We start from the raw sequence: 20,594 nt of genomic DNA, 5'->3' as shown, positions 1-20,594 counted from the left end.
GGATCCAATGGCGAAGGGCGGTGTGACCATGGAGAAGACGGAAACGGCCTTGGCGGAGACTGAGCCCATCCGCCTGCGGCTATTCGACTGGTGGAGCCGGTATGCCCGCGACCTGCCCTGGCGCTTTGGACGAACCACGCCTTGGGGGGTCCTGGTCTCCGAGGTCATGAGCCAGCAGACCCAGATGAGTCGGGTGGTGCCCTACTGGACGGCCTGGATGAACGCCTGGCCGGATGCGGCCTCACTGGCCGCCGCCCCCAAGGCTGAAGTCATTACGGCCTGGGGCCGGCTGGGCTACCCGCGCCGAGCCCTGCGCCTGCAGGAGTGCGCGCGGCAGGTGGCGGGCCAATATGCAGACCGGCTGCCTCGGGATTACGACCAGCTGGTGGCCCTGCCCGGCATCGGCGACTATACGGCCAGCGCTGTCATGAGCTTTGCCTACGGCGAGAGAATTGCCGTCATTGATACCAATATCCGCAGGGTGCTCTCCAGGGTCTTTCTGGGGCGTGAATCCACCGGGGGTGCTGCCAACCGAGAAGAGCGCCAGCTGGCCTGGCATGTCCTGCCCGAAGACGAAGATCCAGGGGCTTCCGGTCATCGCGTGACCGGTGATGACCGCTTGGGAACGGCTGATCCGCAGATCCCTTCTGCGGCTTGGCGGGAGCCGCCTTCGGCCCGTTGGAACCAGGCCGTCATGGAGCTGGGCGCCACGGTCTGTGTCGCCCGCAAGCCGGCCTGTGACATCTGCCCTCTGGCCGGTCACTGCCGTTTCCTCAAGGCTGGGCTGCCCGGTCTGGGCGCAGGCAGGACCAGACCCCGGCAGCGCTTCGCAGGTACCGACCGGCAGATCCGCGGATCCATCCTCCAGGCGCTGCGGCAGGCTTCGGGGGCGCCCGTCTCCAGGAAGGATCTGAAATCCCTGTGCGACGACGAAATCCGACTTGATCGGTGCATCGCCTCCCTGGACGAGGACGGCCTTCTGGAGATCGGACAGGACGGCAGCCTGAGTCTGCCGCAGTGAAGGCCGCCCTGGCGATTAGAGTGGAGAAGTATGGCCAAGCGACGCATGAGCGAGAAGAAGCGGCGGATGTACCGTCGCCGGAGGATTGCGGCTGCTCTGCTGGCGGTGCTCTTCCTGCTGGTCTGCGCCGGTCTGGTCTGGGGCGTGGGGGCCGGCATCAGAGCACTGCGTGGAGGCAGCGGGGCCCAGGGAGCCTCGACCAGCGCCCAGCAGCAGACTCCAAAGACCAAATCCAAGGACAAGGACAAGCAGAAGAAGGATCAGAAGAAGGACTCCGGCAAAAAGCGTTCTTCTGGAGCTCCTGACTGTGGCAAGGGGGACCTGGCTCTGGAGCTGGCCGCGCCCGATCCAAGCACTGGGGTCGGCGGATCCATCGACTTTACGGCGACCATTCGCCACAAGGGAACGGGGTCCTGTCTGGTGGACGGCTCCGACGGCGGCCGGGTGCTGATCATCACCAGCGGCCAGGAGACCATCTGGCGTTCCGATGCCTGCCCGGTTGGGGCGCGCACTCTGCTCATGGCCACCGGCGACAAGGACGTGCAGACCATCACCTGGAATGCTGACAGCAGCCAGGACAGCTGCCTGCCCGACGATCAGCTGCCTCGGGTCAATGCCGGCTCCTACCAGGCCAAGCTGGTCCTCAAGGCCAATCCCCGGGTGGTTTCCCAGCCTGTGCCGGTCATGGTCCAATAGCAGCTTTCCAAAGACGACACGCCGATTGCATCCATGGTTCTTGTCTGCTATAGTTTTGTCTTTGCATGAGGTGTGTCATATAGCGGGCATGCATCATCGAGGAGATGCCCGCGAATAGGCATATGGCGGCCATTCGGCATCTCCCTGGGGTAACAGGAATGATCGAGTACGGCGAGCGATAAGGAACGTCCATTTTGGCTGCCAATAAAGCTGTAAGAAGTATCACCACTACGCAGGCACGCGCTGACGAACACGACATCAAACTGCACAAGGCCACCGACCGTGTCAACTTCGGATCCATCCGCGAACCCATCGAGGTGCCCTACCTCCTGGGTGTGCAGACCGACAGCTTCGACTGGCTGGTCGGCAACGACCGCTGGAAGAAGCGGGTCGAGGAGGATCAGGTCAACGGAACCCATACCGTGGCCCCGGTCTCGGGCCTGGATGAGGTTTTCCAGGAGATTTCTCCCATTGAGAACTTTGCCCAGACCATGAGCCTGACCTTCTCGGATCCCTACTTCGAGGAACCCCGGCACACGGTCCAGGAGTGCAAGGAGAAGGACTATACGTATTCCGCTCCTCTGTACGTGAACGCCGAGTTTGAAAACGGGGACACCGGCGAGATCAAGTCGCAGACCGTCTTCATGGGCGACTTCCCGCTGCAGACCCCCCACGGCACCTTCATCATCGGCGGCTCGGAGCGCGTCATCGTCTCCCAGCTGGTCCGTTCCCCGGGCGTCTACTTCGACCGGACCCAGGACCGCAACTCCGACAAGGAGATCTTCGGGGCCAAGATCATCCCCAGCCGGGGCGCCTGGCTGGAGTTCGAGATCGACAAGCGCGATGTGCTGGGCGTGCGCGTGGACCGCAAGCGCAAGCAGTCCGCCATCGTCTTCCTCATGGCCATCGGCATGACCAAGCCGCAGATCCGCAAGGCCTTCAAGGGCTACCCGCTGGTGCTGGACGCCCTGGAGAAGGAGACCATCGAGACCCAGGACGAGGCCCTGACCGACCTCTACCGCAAGATCCGGCCCGCGGACACCGCCTCGCCCGAGGCCGGCCGCAACCTGCTGGACTCCTTCTACTTCAATACCAAGCGCTACGACCTGGCCCGTGTCGGCCGTTACAAGATCAACCGCAAGCTGGGCCTTGAGGCCGACTTCAACGATCGCAGCCTGCATCCCGAGGACATCATCGCCACCCTGAAGTACCTGGTGACCCTGCATGCCGGCGGGCAGACCTTCCCCGGCCGCCGCAACGGACAGGACATCGAGCTGCGGGTGGACGTGGACGACATCGACCACTTCGGCAACCGCCGCATCCGCCAGGTGGGCGAGCTGATCCAGAACCAGCTGCGCACCGGCCTGAGCCGTATGGAGCGCGTGGTCCGCGAGAGGATGACCACCCAGGATGCGGAGGCCATCACCCCGCAGTCCCTGATCAACATCCGCCCGGTCAACGCCACCATCAAGGAGTTCTTCGGAACCTCCCAGCTGAGCCAGTTCATGGATCAGAACAACCCGCTGGCCGGCGTGACCAACAAGCGTCGTCTCTCGGCCCTGGGCCCCGGCGGCCTGTCCCGCGACCGTGCCTCCATGGAGGTGCGCGATGTGCACCCCTCCCACTACGGACGCATGTGCCCCATCGAGTCCCCTGAAGGCCCCAACATCGGTCTGATCGGCTCCCTGGCCACCTTCGCCCGGGTCAACCCCTTCGGCTTCATCGAGACCCCCTACCGCAAGGTCATCGATGGCCAGGTGACCGACGACGTGGTCTACATGACCGCCGACCAGGAGTCCGAGCACACCATCGCCCAGGCCAACCAGGAGATCGACGAGACCGGACACTTCGTCGAGGACGAGGCCCTGGTGCGTGACGCCGAGGCCGAGGCCAAGGATGTGCCCGTCTCCCAGGTGGACCTGATGGATGTCTCCCCCCGGCAGATGGTTTCGGTGGGCGCCTCCTTGATCCCCTTCCTGGAGCACGACGAGGGCCACCGAGCGCTGATGGGCACCAACATGCAGCGTCAGGCCGTCCCCCTGGTCAAGTCCGAGCGTCCCCTGGTGGGCACCGGCTCCGAGTGGCGCTCCGCCATCGATTCCGGTGACGTCATCCTGGCCGAGAAGCCGGGCGTGGTCACCTACGTCTCCGCCGACATGATCCGCGTCATGAATGACGACGGCACCCAGTCCTCCTACAAGCTGGCCAAGTTCCAGCGGTCCAACCAGACCACCTGCTACAACCAGGTCCCGCTGATCAAGGATGGGGAGCGGGTCGAGGCCGGCACGGTCCTGGCCGATGGCCCCGCCACCCAGAAGGGCGAGATGGCCCTGGGCAAGAACCTCCTGGTGGCCTTCATGCCTTGGAACGGCTACAACTACGAGGACGCCGTCATCATCTCCCAGCGTCTGGTCCAGGACGACACCCTGAGCTCCATCCACATCGAGGAGTACGAGACCGACGCCCGCGAGACCAAGCTGGGCGCCGAGGAGATCACCCGCGACCTGCCCAACGTGGGCGAGGACGCAGTGGCCAACCTGGACGAGCGCGGCATCATCCGCATCGGTGCCGAGGTCGAGGCCGGAGACATCCTGGTCGGCAAGGTCACCCCCAAGGGCGAGACCGAGCTGACCCCCGAGGAGCGGCTCCTGCGGGCCATCTTCGGCGAGAAGAGCCGTGAGGTGCGCGACACCAGCCTCAGGGTGCCCCACGGCGAGACCGGCACGGTCATCGAGGTCAAGGAGGTCACCCGCGAGGATGCCGAGGAGGACGGCGACGAGCTGCCCAACGGCGTCAACCGGATGATCAGGGTCTACATCGCCCAGCACCGCAAGATCACCCAGGGCGACAAGCTCTCCGGTCGCCACGGCAACAAGGGCGTCATCTCGAGGATCCTGCCCGAGGAGGATATGCCCTTCATGGCCGATGGCACCCCCATCGACATCATGCTCAACCCCCTGGGCGTGCCCTCGCGTATGAACCTGGGCCAGGTCCTGGAGCTCCACCTGGGGTGGATCGCCCACTCCGGCTGGGACATCAGCCTGGATCCCAACCTGGAGGCCGAGTGGAAGAAGCACATTCCGGCAGGTGCCGAGAAGGCCGAGCCCGGCACAGCCGTGGCTACACCGGTCTTCGACGGCGTACGGCAGGATGCCCTGAACGGCCTGCTCAAGACCACTCTGCCCAACCGTGACGGCGAGCGCCTGGTGGGCGACGACGGCAAGGCCGTGCTCTACGACGGCCGCACCGGCGAACCCTTCACCAAGCCGATCTCCGTGGGCTACATGTACATGCTCAAGCTCCACCACCTGGTCGACGACAAGATTCACGCCCGGTCCACCGGCCCCTACTCCATGATCACCCAGCAGCCCTTGGGCGGCAAGGCCCAGTTCGGCGGCCAGCGCTTCGGCGAGATGGAGGTCTGGGCCCTGGAGGCCTACGGTGCCGCCTACACCCTGCACGAGATGATGACCACCAAGTCCGACGACGTGGACGGTCGTGTGCGGGCCTATGGAGCCATCGTGCGCGGGGAGAACCTGCCGGCGGCCGGCATTCCCGAATCCTTCAAGGTGCTGCTCAAGGAGATGCAGTCGCTCTCCTTGAACGTGGAGGTGCTCAACGCCGAAGGCAACGTGATCGAGATGAAGGACGAGGACGACGACCCCAACGCCGCCTCCGACGACCTGGGCTTCAACATCGGCGCCCGCCCGGACGCCGCCGCCAAGGCCGACCAGTCAGCTCCCGAGCCGGAGTACCGCTGAACCACCAGTCACAGGGATGCCCGCACTGCGGGCATCCCGCTAAAAGGCAAACTTCAGAGCAGTTACAAGATCAGAGACAGGACATAGAGTGCTGGACGTCAATGCATTTGACAAACTGAGAATCGGACTGGCCACGGCCGACGACATCCGCGGCTGGAGCTATGGCGAGGTCAAGAAGCCCGAGACCATCAACTACCGTACCTTGAAGCCCGAGAAGGACGGCCTGTTCGGCGAGCAGATCTTCGGACCCACCCGCGACTGGGAGTGCGCCTGCGGCAAGTACAAGCGCGTGCGCTTCAAGGGGATCGTCTGCGAGCGCTGCGGCGTGGAGGTCACCCGCTCCCGCGTCCGCCGCGAGCGTATGGGCCACATCGAGCTGGCCGCCCCCGTCACCCACATCTGGTTCTTCAAGGGCGTGCCCTCCCGGCTGGGCTACCTGCTGGACATCGCGCCCAAGGACCTGGAGAAGGTCATCTACTTCGCGGCCTACATGGTCACCAAGGTGGATGAGGACAAGCGCCACAAGGATCTGCCCGACCTGCAGGACGAGTTCGACAACGAGATCACCCAGCTGGGGAAGAAGCGCGACCTGGAGATCGACAAGCGCGCCAAGAAGCTGGAGGAGGACCTGGCCGAGCTGGAGAAGACCGACGAGGTCAAGGGCTCTATGAAGGCCCGTCTGCGCAACGGGGCCGAGCGGGACATGACCGCCATCCGCAAGCGCTACGACGACCAGATCCAGAGGGTCACCGCCGTCTTCGACCGCTTCAAGACCCTGAAGCCCGGCGACATGGAGGGCGACGTGGATCTGTGGCGGGAGATGCAGGACCGCTACGGTGACTACTTCGAGGGCTGCATGGGCGCCGAGGCCATCAAGAAGCGCCTGCAGGACTTCGACCTGGAGGGTGCCGCCAAGGAGCTCCGCCACGAGATCGACACTGGCTCCGGCCAGCGCAAGGCCCGTGCCCTGAAGCGGCTCAAGGTGGTCTCCGCCTTCCTGAACACCGGCAACAAGCCCGAGGCCATGGTCCTGGACGTCGTCCCGGTCATTCCGCCCGACCTGCGCCCCATGGTGCAGCTGGACGGCGGCCGCTTCGCCACCTCCGACCTCAACGACCTCTACCGGCGCGTCATCAACCGCAACAACAGGCTCAAGCGCCTGATCGAGCTGGGCGCCCCTGAGATCATGCTCAACAACGAGAAGCGCATGCTCCAGGAGGCTGTGGACTCCCTCTTCGACAACGGCCGCCGTGGCCGTCCCGTCACCGGTGCATCCAACCGCCCCCTGAAGTCCCTGGCAGACATGCTCAAGGGCAAGCAGGGCCGCTTCCGTCAGAACCTGCTGGGCAAGCGCGTGGACTACTCGGGCCGTTCCGTGATCGTGGTCGGGCCCTCCCTGCGCATGCACCAGTGCGGCCTGCCCAAGCCCATGGCCCTGGAGCTCTTCAAGCCCTTCGTCATCAAGCGGCTGGTGGACCTCAACTACGCGCAGAACATGAAGAGCGCCAAGCGCCTGGTCGACCGTGGCGACCCCGAGGTCTGGGGCGTGCTGGAGGAGGTCATCTCCGAGCATCCCGTCCTGCTCAACCGTGCGCCTACGCTGCACCGTCTGGGCATCCAGGCCTTTGAGCCGATCCTGGTCGAGGGCAAGGCCATCCACCTGCCCCCGCTGGCCTGCGCGGCCTTCAACGCCGACTTCGACGGCGACCAGATGGCAGTCCATCTGCCCCTGTCGGCAGAGGCCCAGGCTGAGGCCCGTTCGCTCATGCTGGCCTCCGACAACATCCTCAAGCCCGCCGACGGCCACACGGTCACCATGCCCTCCCAGGATATGATTCTGGGTCTGTACTACCTGACCACTGTGGTTGACGGTGCCAAGGGCCAGGGCCGGATCTTCTCCAGCCTGGCCGAGGCCCGGATGGCCCTGGACCTGGGTGAGATCGACATGCAGGCCAAGATCCTGCTGCGGGTCCCCGCCGACTTCGTCATGCCCAAGGATTGGGAGCCCGGCGACCTCAAGGTCATCGACCCCGAGCCCGGCAGCCCCGACGTGGTCAAGGAGGAGGTCTTCAAGGACGGATCCAGGCTCTTCGCCACCAACTACGGGCGGGTTCTGTTCAACCGGACGCTGCCTGTGGACTACCCCTTCATCAACGAGCAGGTGCCCAAGGGCAAGTTGTCAGGCATCGTGGACGACATCGCCACCCGGTACTCGACCGCCCAGGTCGCGGCTACCCTGGATGCCCTGAAGGATCTGGGCTTCACCCGGGCCCAGTGGTCCGGCGTGACCATGGCCTTCTCCGACATCGTGGTGCCGCCCGAGCGCAGCGAGATCGTCAACGAGTACCAGGGGCAGGCCGCCAAGGTCAACTCCCAGTACGACATGGGTCTGCTGACCGACGAGGAGCGCCGTCAGGAGCTGATCAACCTGTGGACCGAGTGCACCGACAAGGTGGCTGATGCCATGCAGAAGCACTTCACTCCGGACAACAACGTGAACATCATGGTCCAGTCCGGGGCACGAGGCAACTGGATGCAGATCCGCCAGATCGCCGGCATGCGAGGCCTGGTGGCCAACCCCAAGGGCGAGATCATCCCTCGACCCGTCAAGTCCAACTACCACGACGGCCTGTCGGTGCTGGAGTACTTCATCTCCCAGCACGGCGCCCGCAAGGGTCTGGCCGACACCGCACTGCGCACCGCCGAGTCGGGCTACCTGACCCGTCGTCTGGTCGATGTCTCCCAGGACGTGATCGTGCGCGAGGAGGACTGCGGCACCATGCGCGGTCTGACCATGAAGGTGGCCGAGCGCGACGAGCAGGGCAACCTGGTTCTGGTCAAGGCCGCCGACGGCGGACCCTACTCCAGGCTCCTGGCCGCTGATGTCATCGATCCCAAGGATGGCAAGACCGTGCTCTACAAGCGCGGCGACGCCTTGTCCATGGATGTCCTGCGCGACATGGTCGCCCACGGCGTGGAGGAAGTCAAGGCCCGCTCGGTCCTGACCTGCGAGTCCACCCGCGGAGTGTGCGCCAAGTGCTACGGCTGGTCCCTGGCCACCAACAAGCTGGTGGATGTGGGCGAGGCTGTGGGCATTGTGGCCGCCCAGTCCATCGGCGAGCCCGGCACCCAGCTGACGCTGCGTTCCTTCCACTCCGGCGGTGTGGCTTCGGCCTCCGACATCACCCAGGGTCTTCCCCGTGTCACCGAGCTCTTCGAGGCCCGTACCCCCAAGGGCGAGGCTCCCATCGCGGAGTTCCCCGGCACCGTCAAGGTGGAGGACACCGACCGCGGCCGTCAGGTAACCCTGACCCCGGACGATACCTCTGTGGAGGCGCTGACCTACCCGGTCACCCGCCGTGCGCCCATGATGGTCAAGGACGGGCAGCACGTCGAGGCCGGCACCCAGCTGATTGAGGGCTCCGTGGATCCCAAGAAGATCCTGCGCATCCTCGGCCCGCGCGCCGCCCAGGTGAACATCGTCAACGAGGTGCACACGGTCTACCGCTCCCAGGGCGTGGACATCCACGACAAGCACATCGAGGTCATCGTCCACCAGATGCTCCGCCGTGTCACGGTCATCGACTCGGGCGACACCGACCTGCTGCCCGGCGAGTTGGTTGACCAGGCCAAGTTCAAGGCCGCCAACATGAAGGCCGTCAAGGCCGGAGGCAAGCCGGCTGCGGGACGCCCCGAGCTCATGGGCATCACCAAGGCCTCCCTGGCTACCGACTCCTGGCTGTCGGCCGCATCCTTCCAGGAGACGACCCGCGTGCTCACCGAGGCCGCCCTGAACCAGAAGGTCGACGACCTGAAGGGCCTCAAGGAGAACGTGATCATCGGCAAGCTGATCCCTGCCGGCACCGGCCTGGCCAGGTACCGCAACGCCACTGTGGAGCCCGACAAGGCCATCCGCGACACCATCTACCCCAACTTCGGTCTGGGTGGCGGCGACGTGGATCTGAGCGACGCCGACCTGAACGATGTGGACTTCTCCAACATCGACTTCGGGGATCTGAAGCTGGGCGACGACTTCAACCCTGACGACTTCCTCAACGACCAGGGCGGCCAGAGCCATCTGGATACCCCCAACGTGCAGGATCCGTCAGCTGAGACCGGCGATCAGACGGCTGCCGCGGGCACCGGATCTTCGGATGCCGCCGATGGCAGTGACTCCGATCAGAAGCCGTCCCAGCAGCCTGGTTCGGCCACCTTCTCCTCCTCGGAGGACCAGCACTCCAACCAGTGAGTGCATGCACGGCCAGTAGCCGCTGATCCGCTTGGGCCGGATGACCCGGCCCAGACGGATTCGGCCGCCGGATATGTGATAAAGGATGAGGGCCCGTACGATCATAGCGATCGCACGGGTCCTCATCTTGTTTTTCTCGCGGTCTAGGTTGCCGGAAGACAGTGGCAGATAGGTCAGCGCAGGTGCCTAGGGGAAAGCAGGGTCCGCCAGCGTCGGGTTCGTGGCAGGGATGCCAGGATGGCGGATCGCAGCTTGTCTACCAGCTGCCAGCAGTCTTCGACCTCCTGCTCATCTGAAGGGTGACGGTCGAACGAGGCCTGATCCGCCATGCTGCGCAGTCGATTCAGATCCCGACGCAGCCCAGCCGACGAGGACCCTGGGGGGTCGGTCAGCAGGGTCTGGGCGATCAGGGCTGCCTGCTCGCTACGGGTGCCCTCCAGGGACAGGCCGGTCTGTCTGCCCAGGTTGCCGATCTGCCGCCAGCCGGCGCGGATGCGTGTCTTCGGATCGCCGGTCGACCGGGCCCGTCGGCGCAACCAGGCCTTGACGGCCAGCAGGGCCAGAACCAGGAGAGCCGGCAGCCAGAGCGGCATGGTCCAGAGCGTCACTCTGGCTATCAAAGGTCCGTACCGTTTCCAGAAGGAGGGTGAAGATTGTCGCGATGCTTCCTGTCCGCCGACGGTAGTTCGACCCTGGGTGGCCCGGTCGTCGCGGGGAGGATTGACCAGTGGGGGCGGCGGCTGGCGGACCAGGGTGCGCGGATTGGGTGGCGTGGAGTCCAGGGACCTGTCCGGGGTCTTGGTCTCCGGTGGCGTGGGATAGAAGGGGACCCATCCTAGACCCTCTAGGTTGACCTCCACCCAGGCCTGGGCATCGCGCCCTGTGAAGTCGACTCGGGTGCTCCCGTCCGCTTGGGTCTTCGTCCGTGCCCGGCTGATGGAGCCATCGCGGTTCTTGGGCAGGAATCCCAGTACCACCCGGGATGGCAGACCCATCTGCCGGGCCAGGAGGGCCATGGCCGAGGCGTATTGTTCGCTGTCGCCCACCATGGCCTGACCCTGCAGGAGCTGATTAATCCGATAGTCACCATGGCCGGATGCCGAGGGGTAGTCGCCGGCCAGACCGTGGGAGAACCACCCCTCCCGGTGCAGCCGTTCCTCGATGGCCAGAGCCCTGGCACCGCCGCGCACCTGCATGGAGGTCATGGAGGCAGCCGCCTTGGGCAGGCTCTCAGGAGCATCCGCCAGGGGAGGCACCTGCACATCGCCCGGATCGCTGTCGGCGATGCGACGGGTTGCGGGTCTATCTTCGGCCACGCCGTGCACTGTATAGTTGGTCCCTTTCTGCAGGGTCTGATCGGTCAGGGCGGTGTCTGTGGCCTTGTTGAAGTAGAGGTCCTCCCGTTGCAGGCCCTTAGCCGTATCGATGCCGTTGACCTGTCCGGCGGAAGGCAGCCAGGCGTGGTTGAATCCCTCTCGAATCTGGAAGGTCGCTGTAAAAGGTCGTCCGGTCGATTTGGTGTCTTTGGCCTTCTCCTGGTGTGTTTCTGTCCGGATCTGGGCGCCAATGCGCCGATAGTCGGCGGCTCCTGCGCCTGAGGAGTCGGACAGATTCCAGACCTTGCCGTCATAACGGTCCATGACGGCCATGCGGACCGGGGTGCCAGCGGGCAGGTTGCGGACCGTGACCAGGGTATCGTCGCGGTGGCGTTTGATGTAGGCGCGGTAATCGCTCAGAGGGCTGGTGAACTGGTAGGGGTCTATGGGCGGCTGGTAGTGGTCGCGAATGACCAGTCGGGTCGGGGCAGTCAGGAGTCCAGCGGAGCAAATCAGTCCGGCTGCCAGGACTAGGGTCAGGAGGGTGGATGCGGGCCCCTGCAGACGCAGTAGCCCCAGCCCGCTGGCGCACCAGATCAGCAGGAGCAGCCAGAGGATGCCACCTGTCAATGCCGGATAGAGGCCTCTGCTGGTGCCTAGGGCTGCTGACAGAGCCATGGTGGCCAGGATGGGCAGGGTGGCTGTCAGGACGGCTACGGGGTGCGCTGGCCGTCCCAGGTTGCGGCCCAGGCCATGGCGGGCCAGCAACACGGCCAGGTAACAGGTCCAGAGCATCAGCGTCCACAGGGCCATCAGTCCGCCTGCCTCCTGTCCAAGGGGCGGATCGATGGCTGCCAGGGTCTTGAACGCGCCGAAGGTGGCGGACCACCCTTGTGTCAGAGTTGCCCAGGTGGGCAGGACATGGGCCAGGGTGGTCCCGTTCAGAGCGAGGATGGGCCCCAGCAGGAACTGGGCTGCGATCAGCAACAGAGGCTGCAGGAGGGCAGTGGCGATCCCACGGCGGGGGAGCATGGCGATCAGCAGTCCGGTCAAACAGGCGGCGGCTCCCACTGTCAGCCAGAAGGGCAGGCTGCCATAGACCGGCAGCAGCTGGAGTCCGGCCAGCAGATCAAGTGGGGCCAATGCGGCGACCAGAATAGCGGGTGAGCGGCGCCTGGTCGGATCGACAGTGGATTGCAGACCAGACCGGTCGATCAGGCGGATAGGTTTCCTCTGGGCTTGGTCCATCCATGATGCGGATGTGCTCATGGCAGGTTCTCCAAGAGGATGGGAAGGTCCTTCCTGTTGCCCACAACAGTGTTGACCAACCCCGGTTGCGTCTGCAGGCTTGGATTGGCATCCAGGTCAGCAGCTAGCAGCATGACCGGGGATGCGTTCTGGGCCGATCCGTCCGCTAGGACTGAGGGTTGGCGGTCACCCAGCGAACCGGTCACCAGGATGGTCAGACTGGTTTGCTCGGGAGTATCAGCCAGATCGGGCTTGTCGTAGCTGTCCTGGCGGGGGCGGATGGCGCTGCAGGCATCCAGAAAGCTTCGGGGATCCTCCGTGGGCAGGGTGGTTCCATGGGCATCGGGATCGTCCGGTTCCGGGGCCAGCGCTTGCAGCCGACGGCCGTCAAGCAGGCATCGGCAGCCCAGAGAGGCATAGATTTCGACTGCCAGCTCGAACTCATCCGCGTTCCGGTAGGAGGCAGCCTGGCCGTCCAGGATCAGTTTGATTCTGGTGCGCAGGGTGGGCTCGTACTGGCGGACCATCAAGGTGCCGGCCCGGGCGGTGGACAACCAGTGGACCCGTTTGATGTCGTCGCCTGGAACGTAGGGACGCAGGGCATGGAATTCCAGATCGTCGTCGACAATGCCGGGGCCAGGGTCCCCCTCCAGGTCGCGCTCCAGCCCGGCTTCGAGGGGCGGCAGTGCCACGGTGCGGGGATGGATGTAGAGTTTTCGGGCGCCGGTCAGAATTCGGCGGCGACGGATGAGCCCCAGCGGATCGCCGGCCTCCATGGTCACCGGGCCCAGGTCAATCACGCCACGGGACCTGGCTTCCAGCTTCAAGCGGATCTGGTGACTCTGGCCGGGGGCCAGGGCTGGCAGGGGCGCAATGACCGTTCCTTGGCCTAGAGCCAGACCGATTCGGCCGCGACGGGTGGAACGGCTGCCTGGGTTGGTCAGAATCAGAACCAGCTCGGCCTGGCCACCCACCTCCAGATGGCCTTGGTTCAGACTCGTTTCAGCGTTGCAGGACAGGTTGCCCAGGCTCGTCAGCAGCCCAAACAGCAGCATGCCCGCGCCCAGCAGAGCGCCCGCCAGCAGTTCACGCCAGCCTGTAGGGACGAAGGCCAAAGCGCACAGAAGCGCGGCCAGAGCCATAGCCCGGCCCAGGGCAGTGATCGACTGCCATAGGCCGACGGCCCGGGATCGCAGGCTCTGTTCGGATCCTGTCGAGGATGCCGGTCTCGCTTTCGGGGCAGTTCGGCTGGCGAAGGCGGTCATGGCTCACTGCTCTCCTGTGGGGACGGGGACCTTGGCCAGGGCTTCGGCCAGCGCCTGGTGTTCATCCATGTCCGCCAACCTGCTCTGGGAGGTCAGGATCAGCCGGTGGGCCAGGATGGGGTCGACCAGTTTCTTGACATCATCGGGGATCACGTAGTCGCGGCCCTGGGCGCAGGCCCGGATCCTGGCACAACGGACCAGAGCCAGCCCGCCTCTGATGGAGGAGCCGACCTGGATGGCGGGACTGTGCCGTGTGGCTTCGATGATGTGGATGACGTATTCCATGATGGAGGAGTCGCAGAAGACCTCGGAGGCGCAGGCGGCCATGGCCTCCACCTGGGCGGCGTCGACCACCGGTTCCACCAGGCCTGCCCGGTCGCGGATGTCGGCCTCTTCAAGAATGCGCATGCTGGCATCGTGTCCAGGCGCCCCAAGCGAGGTGCGGATCAGGAAGCGGTCCATCTGAGCTTCGGGCAGGGCATAGGTGCCCAGCTGTTCGATGGGATTCTGAGTGGCCATAACCATGAATGGCCGGGGGAGGCGGTAGGTGCGGCCATCCACGGTCACCTGACCCTCCTCCATGACCTCCAGCAGGGCCGATTGGGTCTTGGGGGAGGCTCGGTTGATCTCGTCGGCCAGAACCAGGGAGGCGAAGACCGGGCCGGGCCGGAAGGAGAATTGTCCTTGAGCCTGGTCATAGAAGGTCACGCCCAGCAGATCGGAGGGGAGCAGGTCCGGGGTGAACTGGATCCGCTTGCAGTCCACGGCGATGGAGGCGGCCAGGGCGCGTGACAGCTGGGTCTTGCCAGTGCCCGGATTGTCTTCCAGGAGCACATGGCCTCCTGCGATCAGGGCGGTGACGCACAGGGCGATGGTATCCTCCTTGCCCAGCACCGCCTGGCCGACGTTGTCCACGATGGAGCGGAAGAGGTTGGCGAAGGTCGACACATCCACTGCGGCCTGGCCGGATCGTCTTGGCTGCCTTGTCCCTGCTGCCTGATCTCCTGCTTCGGTGGAAGACCGCCTGTTCTGTCCTGTCTGGTCTACCTCCCCTGGTTCGTCGGTCCTGACTGCGTAAGTGGGGGTCGAGGTCTTCTCCAGCGGGGGGCGACGGGACTGATTGGTGACATCGACAAGGTCAGGCCTTGCAGGAGCTGATGAGGGCCGGTTGAACAGGTCACGGACCGGCTGGCGGCCGGGGATGGTCCCGTCTTCCACCATGGTGCGGTCCGATGGGATGGATTCCGTCCCGGACTCCTGAGTCCTTTCCTGCCTGGCAGCCACAGGGATGTGACCGGGCCGGGTCCGGTCATCGCTCACCGCCGGAGTGGATTCCTGCTGGCCCAGACCGGCCATGAGGGCCTGGCGCTGTCGCTTGAGTACATCCAGTCGGTCGGCAGGGATCCGTCGGCTCTCGCTGCTCTCCTCGCGGGCGGCTTTGGGGGTACTCCTCCTGGTCGCGTCATCCGGGATGGTGCCGTCCTGCTGGATGGGTTCCTGCGCGTTTCGATCATCCATGGTCATTCATCCTTGTCTGCTGAGGGGACCCCTGACGGGTATGAGTCTTGTCGCTTGGCTTGTCGGCATCCTTAGGCAGGGTCAGCTCCTTGGTGGCAGCGGGCGAATGGCCTTCAGACCCCACTCCACGGATGCGAGCGACTGCCCGGAAGGTCAGCGTGTCACCTGGCTTGGCGGATCCAGCAGGCAGGGTGATGACTTCACTGACCTCCGGCTGGTTGCAGGGCAGGGTCCAGGAGGCCTTGTCGGAGTCGAGGCCATCGATGCTCACCTGGATGTCTGCGCAGGACCGGCCGTGTTCGCCCCCGGGGGCAAGGACCAGCTTGACCTGGTCCTTGCCCTGGTACTCCAGAGTCTGGAATGTAGGGGGATCCGGATGTGACCAGGTGGCTCCAGAGGCTGAGGCCACAGGTCCTGATCCGGCCATATTGGACGGGGTCACGCTCACTGTGCAAGTGCCGCCTGCCTCGTCATGGCCCACATCGAAGACCGCCTTGGTGGCGGTGGCCGACCGCCATCGTGGCGAACCGCAGCCTGAACCCTCGCCGTGGACCGTATAGCCCTGGATGGGTGAGCCGTGATTCTCCGGTGGGCGCCAGGTGACGGTCAGGGTTTCCTTGCTGCCGCCGTCCACGGTCAGTGCCTGCACGCCTCCTGGGATCGCGTCCGGCCTTGCTGCTGCCGGCGAGGAGGCGGGGGACCAGCCCACCTGGTTGTGGGCTTGGACAGTAAAGGAGTAGTCATGGCCGTTGGCCAGCCCGTCGATTCGGCAGGTGACGGCATTGCCGCAGGAGCGTTGTCCTGAGCCTGCCGATGAGGTGTAGGAGACTCGATACTCGTCCACCGGACTGCCGTTGGCTGCACCCGGCTCCCAGGCCAGGAGAACCGTTCCGTCGCCTGCCTGGGCCGCGCCCGCCAGCATTCTGGGGGCCTGCGGGCGGTCGATGATGCCCACGGTGATGGTGGCGCTGACCCGGCGTCCCGGGTCACGGCTGCCATCCTCGACCGTGGCCAGAATGGTGTTGGTAGAGGCGCCGATGTCACGATCGGCTTTGATGGCGATCCTCCCGTCGCCCAGGTTGCTGGCTGTCAGACGTGAGGTGTCGTCGCTGACCAGGCCCACCAAGCGCAGCGGAGTGTCGGGGAAGGGGTTGAGGGCATCGTCGAATAGGTTCAGTTCCAGGCTCTGCCCGGCCTTGAGCCCCACATGACGTGAGGGGACCGAAGCCAGGGGCCGAGTGGTGGCGATGATGCGGAAGGCCAGGACCGTATGCGCCTCGCCGGATGAACTGGCGATGGTTACCGGCAGGGTGGCCTTGGTGCCAGGTGTTGCGGTCTTGTCGGCGGCCACGTTCAGTTGCCCCCGAGGACTCAGCTTGGCATGGATCGGCCCCTGGGGGTCCCCGGAGGAGAAGGTGCTGTCTGCCGGGTCGCTTCCCTGGGGCCAACGGGTCATGGCAGGCAGGGATATGGTCTGTGCCGGCTCCCCGGCCACCAGATCGATGACCGGTGCCGAGAGGACCGGCGGGGCTGCTCTGCCGCCCACCACGGTGATGGGCAGGGTCAGCACTGACTCGTTGACGATGGCCTGACCGCCCGGATCCCCGTCACGGACGGCAAAGGTCAGTGAGGCTGGACCGGCATAGTCCTTGGCGGCGGTGAACCTCAGGGTGTGCTCGTCCACATAGGGGTCGGATCCGTCGGACTTGGTGGCCGAAACGGACTGGCGGGAGGAGATCCGTGCGGTCTTGCCTGCGCCCACCCTGACCTGATCGGCGATGTCGATGGTGATGCTCTGACCAGCCCGCACTTTGAGGGCCGGAGCGCGGGGTCTTAGAACCGGAGGGAACACCCCATAGGCGGGGACCTTCACAAAGGCCATTGAAGTGATCTTGTACCGGGTATTGGTGACAGTGTAGGGCACGGCCTTGGCCTGGTCGGTCAGGTCGATGACCAGCTTGGTGGAGCCGGCTTCGCCTGCGGTCCTGGCGTGGGCCCTGGCTCCAGGATGAATCCCAAGGCGCAGGTCATCGAGGGTGCCGGATGGATTGCTGATGGAGTCGGCCAGATTGACTTCCACGCTGCGCTTGTCCACCGTGTCCTCGGGAGCCACCTGGTAATCCTGGGCTATGGGCGGCTGGATGGGGGCTTGAGGATCCGAGATCACGGTCAGGGTGGCCTGGTCGCTCAGTCCCGCCCGGTTGCGTGCCCGGTAGACCAGATAGGAGGTGCCTGGCTGTGAGGGGGCAGTCAGCCGGATCATATCGTCCTTTACGCTGGCTTGGTCCAGGCCCTGGCACTCCAGGTGGGGGTCCAGACTCAAGGAGTCGTCATCCCCAGAGATGTCGTTGAGCAGGACCGGAACGTCGGCCACGGTCCCGGGCCGCAGCCTGACCTTGTCGTCCCGGGCGAAGACCCCGGTCACCGAGGAGTCAGGGAAGACGCCGATGCGCACGTGTGCCTGGGCGCGCTGCCCCATCCAGTCCTCCACGGCGTAGGTGAACTCGTCAGTGCCATGCGAGTCGGGATAGGCCTCATAGATCAGGTAGTCGGCCCCGGCTTTGACGATCCTGCCCAGCCTGGGCGCCTGGTTGCCCAAGCCGGACAGGGTATCACAGTCTCCGTCCGGGTCGATGCCGGTCAATGGGACGGGGATGCGCACCTTGGTCCCGGCAGCCACCTGGGCCCGCAAATCCTTGGGTGTAGGCGCGGGCTTGCTGGCCGGGTCGGAGGCATGCACCCGGAAGGTGATGGTGCCTGAGGCCGCGTTGCCCAGATCGTCCCTGACCGTATAGGTGGCCGGGAAGTCCCCGGTGCGCTCGCTGGCCTGATATCTGACCGTGTCCCCGGATACGAAGGCCAAGCCCGCAAAAGTCTGCTGATCCGTAGCCAGCTGCTGGTCCAGGGTGACGCTGGTCCCGTCAGCGTGAGCGACCTTGTCCATGACCGAAACCGTGACCAGGCCCGATGAGCGGACCCCAACCGTCAGATTCGGGGCCTTGGGCGCCGAGGCCGCCCTGCTCAGGGAGGGGGGCTGCAGGACGATGGTCCCCTGAGCCGTACCATCGGCGTTGGCAACTGTGTAGGCGATGCTCAGCGACCGTGTGGGGATTTTTCTGGCAGACAGGTAGACCCGGCGGTGGTCCACGATGCCGACCTTGATGCCGGAGTCCGGATCCACGCGCACATCGGTCAGGGCCAGCACTCCGCCCATGGGATCCAGGTCGTTGTCAAGCGGATCGACGATGGCGGTCTGGTCGGCCCCCAGCAGGGCTACGTCGTTGACAGGAACCGGCAGCGCGGATCCGCCCTGGCTGTGTTCTACCTCCAGCCTGACCAGCCCCTGGGTCTCCTGGTCACCCTGGGCCACCCGGTAGGGGACATAATAGGTGCCCGGGTTGGCGGCGGTGGCAGTGAAGGAAAGGCTTTCGGCGTTGACCTTTACCTGGATTCCGTCGGGCTTGTCGACCCGGACCAGGCGGAGTGGCTGAGCGGCATTGGCGTGTACGCTCCTGCTCAGGTCCACGGTGGCCTCTCGGCCGGCAGTGGCCTGGCGTATGACCGGATCGACCAGTGGAGCCAGGGTATTGACAGGTTTGACGGTGAAGTAGATCAGTCCCTGACCGCTCATGACTCCGTCCGAAACAGTGACTTTGACAGCCAGCCGACCGGAGGTGGCCGACCCGGCGCTCATGGTCAGCTGTCCGTCAGCCCTGGTGGACAGGGATATCCGATCGGAGTTGACCGGTTCGGCGCCGGTCAGGGTCAGCGGATCCCCATCAGGATCCTCGAAGCCGGCCAGGGCATTGACAGTGGTCGTGGCGCCCTGCTCCACTTCGTATTCGGGAGGGGTGTCGTTCTGGACCGGTGCCTGGTCGCCTCGGTCCATCTTGGCAGGGGCGATGTTGAGGTCGATGCCAGCCGAGGAGACCTGGCCGCGTCCATCGGTGATGGAGTAGTTGATTCGGGCTCGGCCGACAGGTGCGTCGCTGGCATCCACCTGCAGGTAGCGGCCGTTCATGACCGGGGTCAGGCGCAGATTGCCTTGCGAGCTGCGCGCATCCTCGATTCGCAGAACCGAGCAGTCGGTCTGGCGATCGTTGCGCAGGGGATCCAGCAGGGCTCTGGATCCGGCCCGAATGCCCAGACTGTCGTCCTCGGCCTGGATGGGTTGGGATCCTGATCGACAGGTGGCCGCGAACCGCTGACGATTGTCGGCCGAGTCCTGACGCTGATCGGTCCTGTCCGCGTGCTTGACCTCCATGGTCTGCCACTGTGGCCGAATCACCTTGGTGGAGGTTCGGGGATTCCAGACATCGCCAGTCAGTACGTCGTTGAGGATGACCCTCCGGTGGTTGGCCCGGAAGACCAGATCCGAGGTGGGACCGATGGCCTCCAGAGTGGAGGGACGCGGCTGCGGTGACCGAACCTGTGGCATGGCTGTCCCTGTTGCGCACAGTCGCAGGAAATTGTTCCCCGAGGAGGCCCAGGCCGTCCACAAGCATCCGCCCGAGGAGACCGGCTGGGCGGGTTGGCCGCTGCCGCCGGTGCCTAGAGTCTCAACCTGATTCCGGGGGTGATCCAGATCAACCAGGTGGACGCTTTCTTGGTCGGTCAGGCCCACCCAGGGCCCCTGGCGGTCCATATCCACTGGAGTGGACTGGAGCTGCAGGTCTCCCCGGTGTGGAATCCGGATGGATCCTTGGGGCCAGTAAAGCCGGTCGCCTGCCAAGAGGACGGGTCTTCCGTCGATGACGCTGAAGGCAGTGGCCCGGACGGGGGTGTGGTCCGTCAGAGAGTCAAGCTCACGATGGGCCCGGGAGTCAGGTCCGTCGATCCTTAACACGACCCCGTCCGAGGGCCGGTAGGCGTAGACAGCTCCGGAGGCATCCACAGTGACGGCGGCCCCGGAGCCCAGGGTCAGCACAGGGTCTCGGCGCTGCGGGTCCAGATCTCCCGGCGAAGCGGCCCGGCCTACCCAGATTTTGCCGGTCCGAGCCTGGAAGAGAGTCAGGGTGGGCCCGTTGACCATCCGCTGGACCCTGGCATCCGAACGGGTGGTGTCCCCAAGGGTGGCGGTGGAGGCCGCTATGGGTGCCATGCCTCCCTCCCGACCCAGGATGACCGCGTATCCGCTCTGGGCCAGATCGAAGTGGTCGGTGCCCGTCGACAGGGCCACATCCGCCTCTCCGATGTCGGGTTTGAACCGGGCGACCTTGCGTTCATTTTGGGAGGTGATCCAGATGCTGCCGTCATCCACCTGAACGGCACGGCGGTTCACCCCATGCATGAACAGGGCTCCGAGGATGAGCAGGACCAGCGCCGTCAGCGTGATGGCCAGGATGGCGGCAGGGTTCCTGGCGCGGACGGCCAGAGCACGCCGCAGGCGCAGCCCGGCCCGGCGCATCCGCAGGAATCGTCCCTGCAAGTCCATAATCCCCTGGGTTCCTTTCCTGTCCTGCCACACAGGCTTGGCTTCTTAACTCGTCCCGGACCGCCGTCAATGCTCTCTCTGAGGAC

General features: G+C 65.2%; 8 protein-coding genes. 4 read left to right on the top strand and 4 right to left on the bottom strand.

Annotated features, from left to right (window positions below; genetic code table 11):
• Positions 1–28 precede the first annotated feature (28 nt).
• The 4 genes from H3T92_RS06010 to H3T92_RS05995 all read left to right on the top strand — a co-directional run bounded on the left by H3T92_RS06010 (position 29) and on the right by H3T92_RS05995 (position 9,727).
• A complete protein-coding gene (locus H3T92_RS06010) occupies positions 29–1,021 on the top strand; it encodes an A/G-specific adenine glycosylase (protein WP_415873699.1) in 993 nt (330 codons plus the stop codon).
• A 30-nt stretch (positions 1,022–1,051) separates the two neighbouring features.
• Positions 1,052–1,717, top strand: a complete 666-nt coding sequence (locus tag H3T92_RS06005; RefSeq protein ID WP_144085389.1) for a hypothetical protein — start codon at positions 1,052–1,054, stop codon at positions 1,715–1,717.
• A 194-nt stretch (positions 1,718–1,911) separates the two neighbouring features.
• On the top strand, positions 1,912–5,478 hold the full coding sequence (rpoB, locus tag H3T92_RS06000; protein ID WP_232341923.1) for a DNA-directed RNA polymerase subunit beta: 3,567 nt from the start codon (positions 1,912–1,914) through the stop codon (positions 5,476–5,478).
• An 88-nt stretch (positions 5,479–5,566) separates the two neighbouring features.
• Complete coding sequence (locus tag H3T92_RS05995; RefSeq protein ID WP_198189591.1) at positions 5,567–9,727, top strand: DNA-directed RNA polymerase subunit beta'; 4,161 nt, start codon at positions 5,567–5,569, stop codon at positions 9,725–9,727.
• A 173-nt stretch (positions 9,728–9,900) separates the two neighbouring features.
• On the opposite strand, the gene H3T92_RS05990 is transcribed toward H3T92_RS05995, so the two are convergent.
• The 4 genes from H3T92_RS05990 to H3T92_RS05975 are packed head-to-tail and all read right to left on the bottom strand — an operon-like array spanning position 9,901 to position 20,508.
• The gene (locus H3T92_RS05990) at positions 9,901–12,312 is read right to left on the bottom strand and encodes a transglutaminase family protein (RefSeq protein WP_144085391.1); all 2,412 of its coding nucleotides are present in this window, start codon (positions 12,310–12,312) and stop codon (positions 9,901–9,903) included.
• The gene (locus tag H3T92_RS05985) at positions 12,309–13,556 is read right to left on the bottom strand and encodes a DUF58 domain-containing protein (protein ID WP_144085392.1); all 1,248 of its coding nucleotides are present in this window, start codon (positions 13,554–13,556) and stop codon (positions 12,309–12,311) included. The genes H3T92_RS05990 and H3T92_RS05985 overlap by 4 nt, the downstream gene beginning before the upstream one ends.
• A 3-nt stretch (positions 13,557–13,559) precedes the next feature.
• Positions 13,560–15,074: an AAA family ATPase gene (locus H3T92_RS05980; protein WP_232341924.1), complete on the bottom strand. Its 1,515-nt coding sequence runs from the start codon at positions 15,072–15,074 to the stop codon at positions 13,560–13,562.
• Positions 15,067–20,508: an Ig-like domain-containing protein gene (locus H3T92_RS05975; RefSeq protein ID WP_198189590.1), complete on the bottom strand. Its 5,442-nt coding sequence runs from the start codon at positions 20,506–20,508 to the stop codon at positions 15,067–15,069. The genes H3T92_RS05980 and H3T92_RS05975 overlap by 8 nt, the downstream gene beginning before the upstream one ends.
• Positions 20,509–20,594 lie beyond the last annotated feature (86 nt).

It is taken from the genome of Bifidobacterium sp. W8112, from assembly GCF_016101425.1.
GTDB classification, from domain to species: domain Bacteria; phylum Actinomycetota; class Actinomycetes; order Actinomycetales; family Bifidobacteriaceae; genus Bombiscardovia; species Bombiscardovia apousia.
This window is presented reverse-complemented; position numbering and strand designations above follow the sequence as displayed.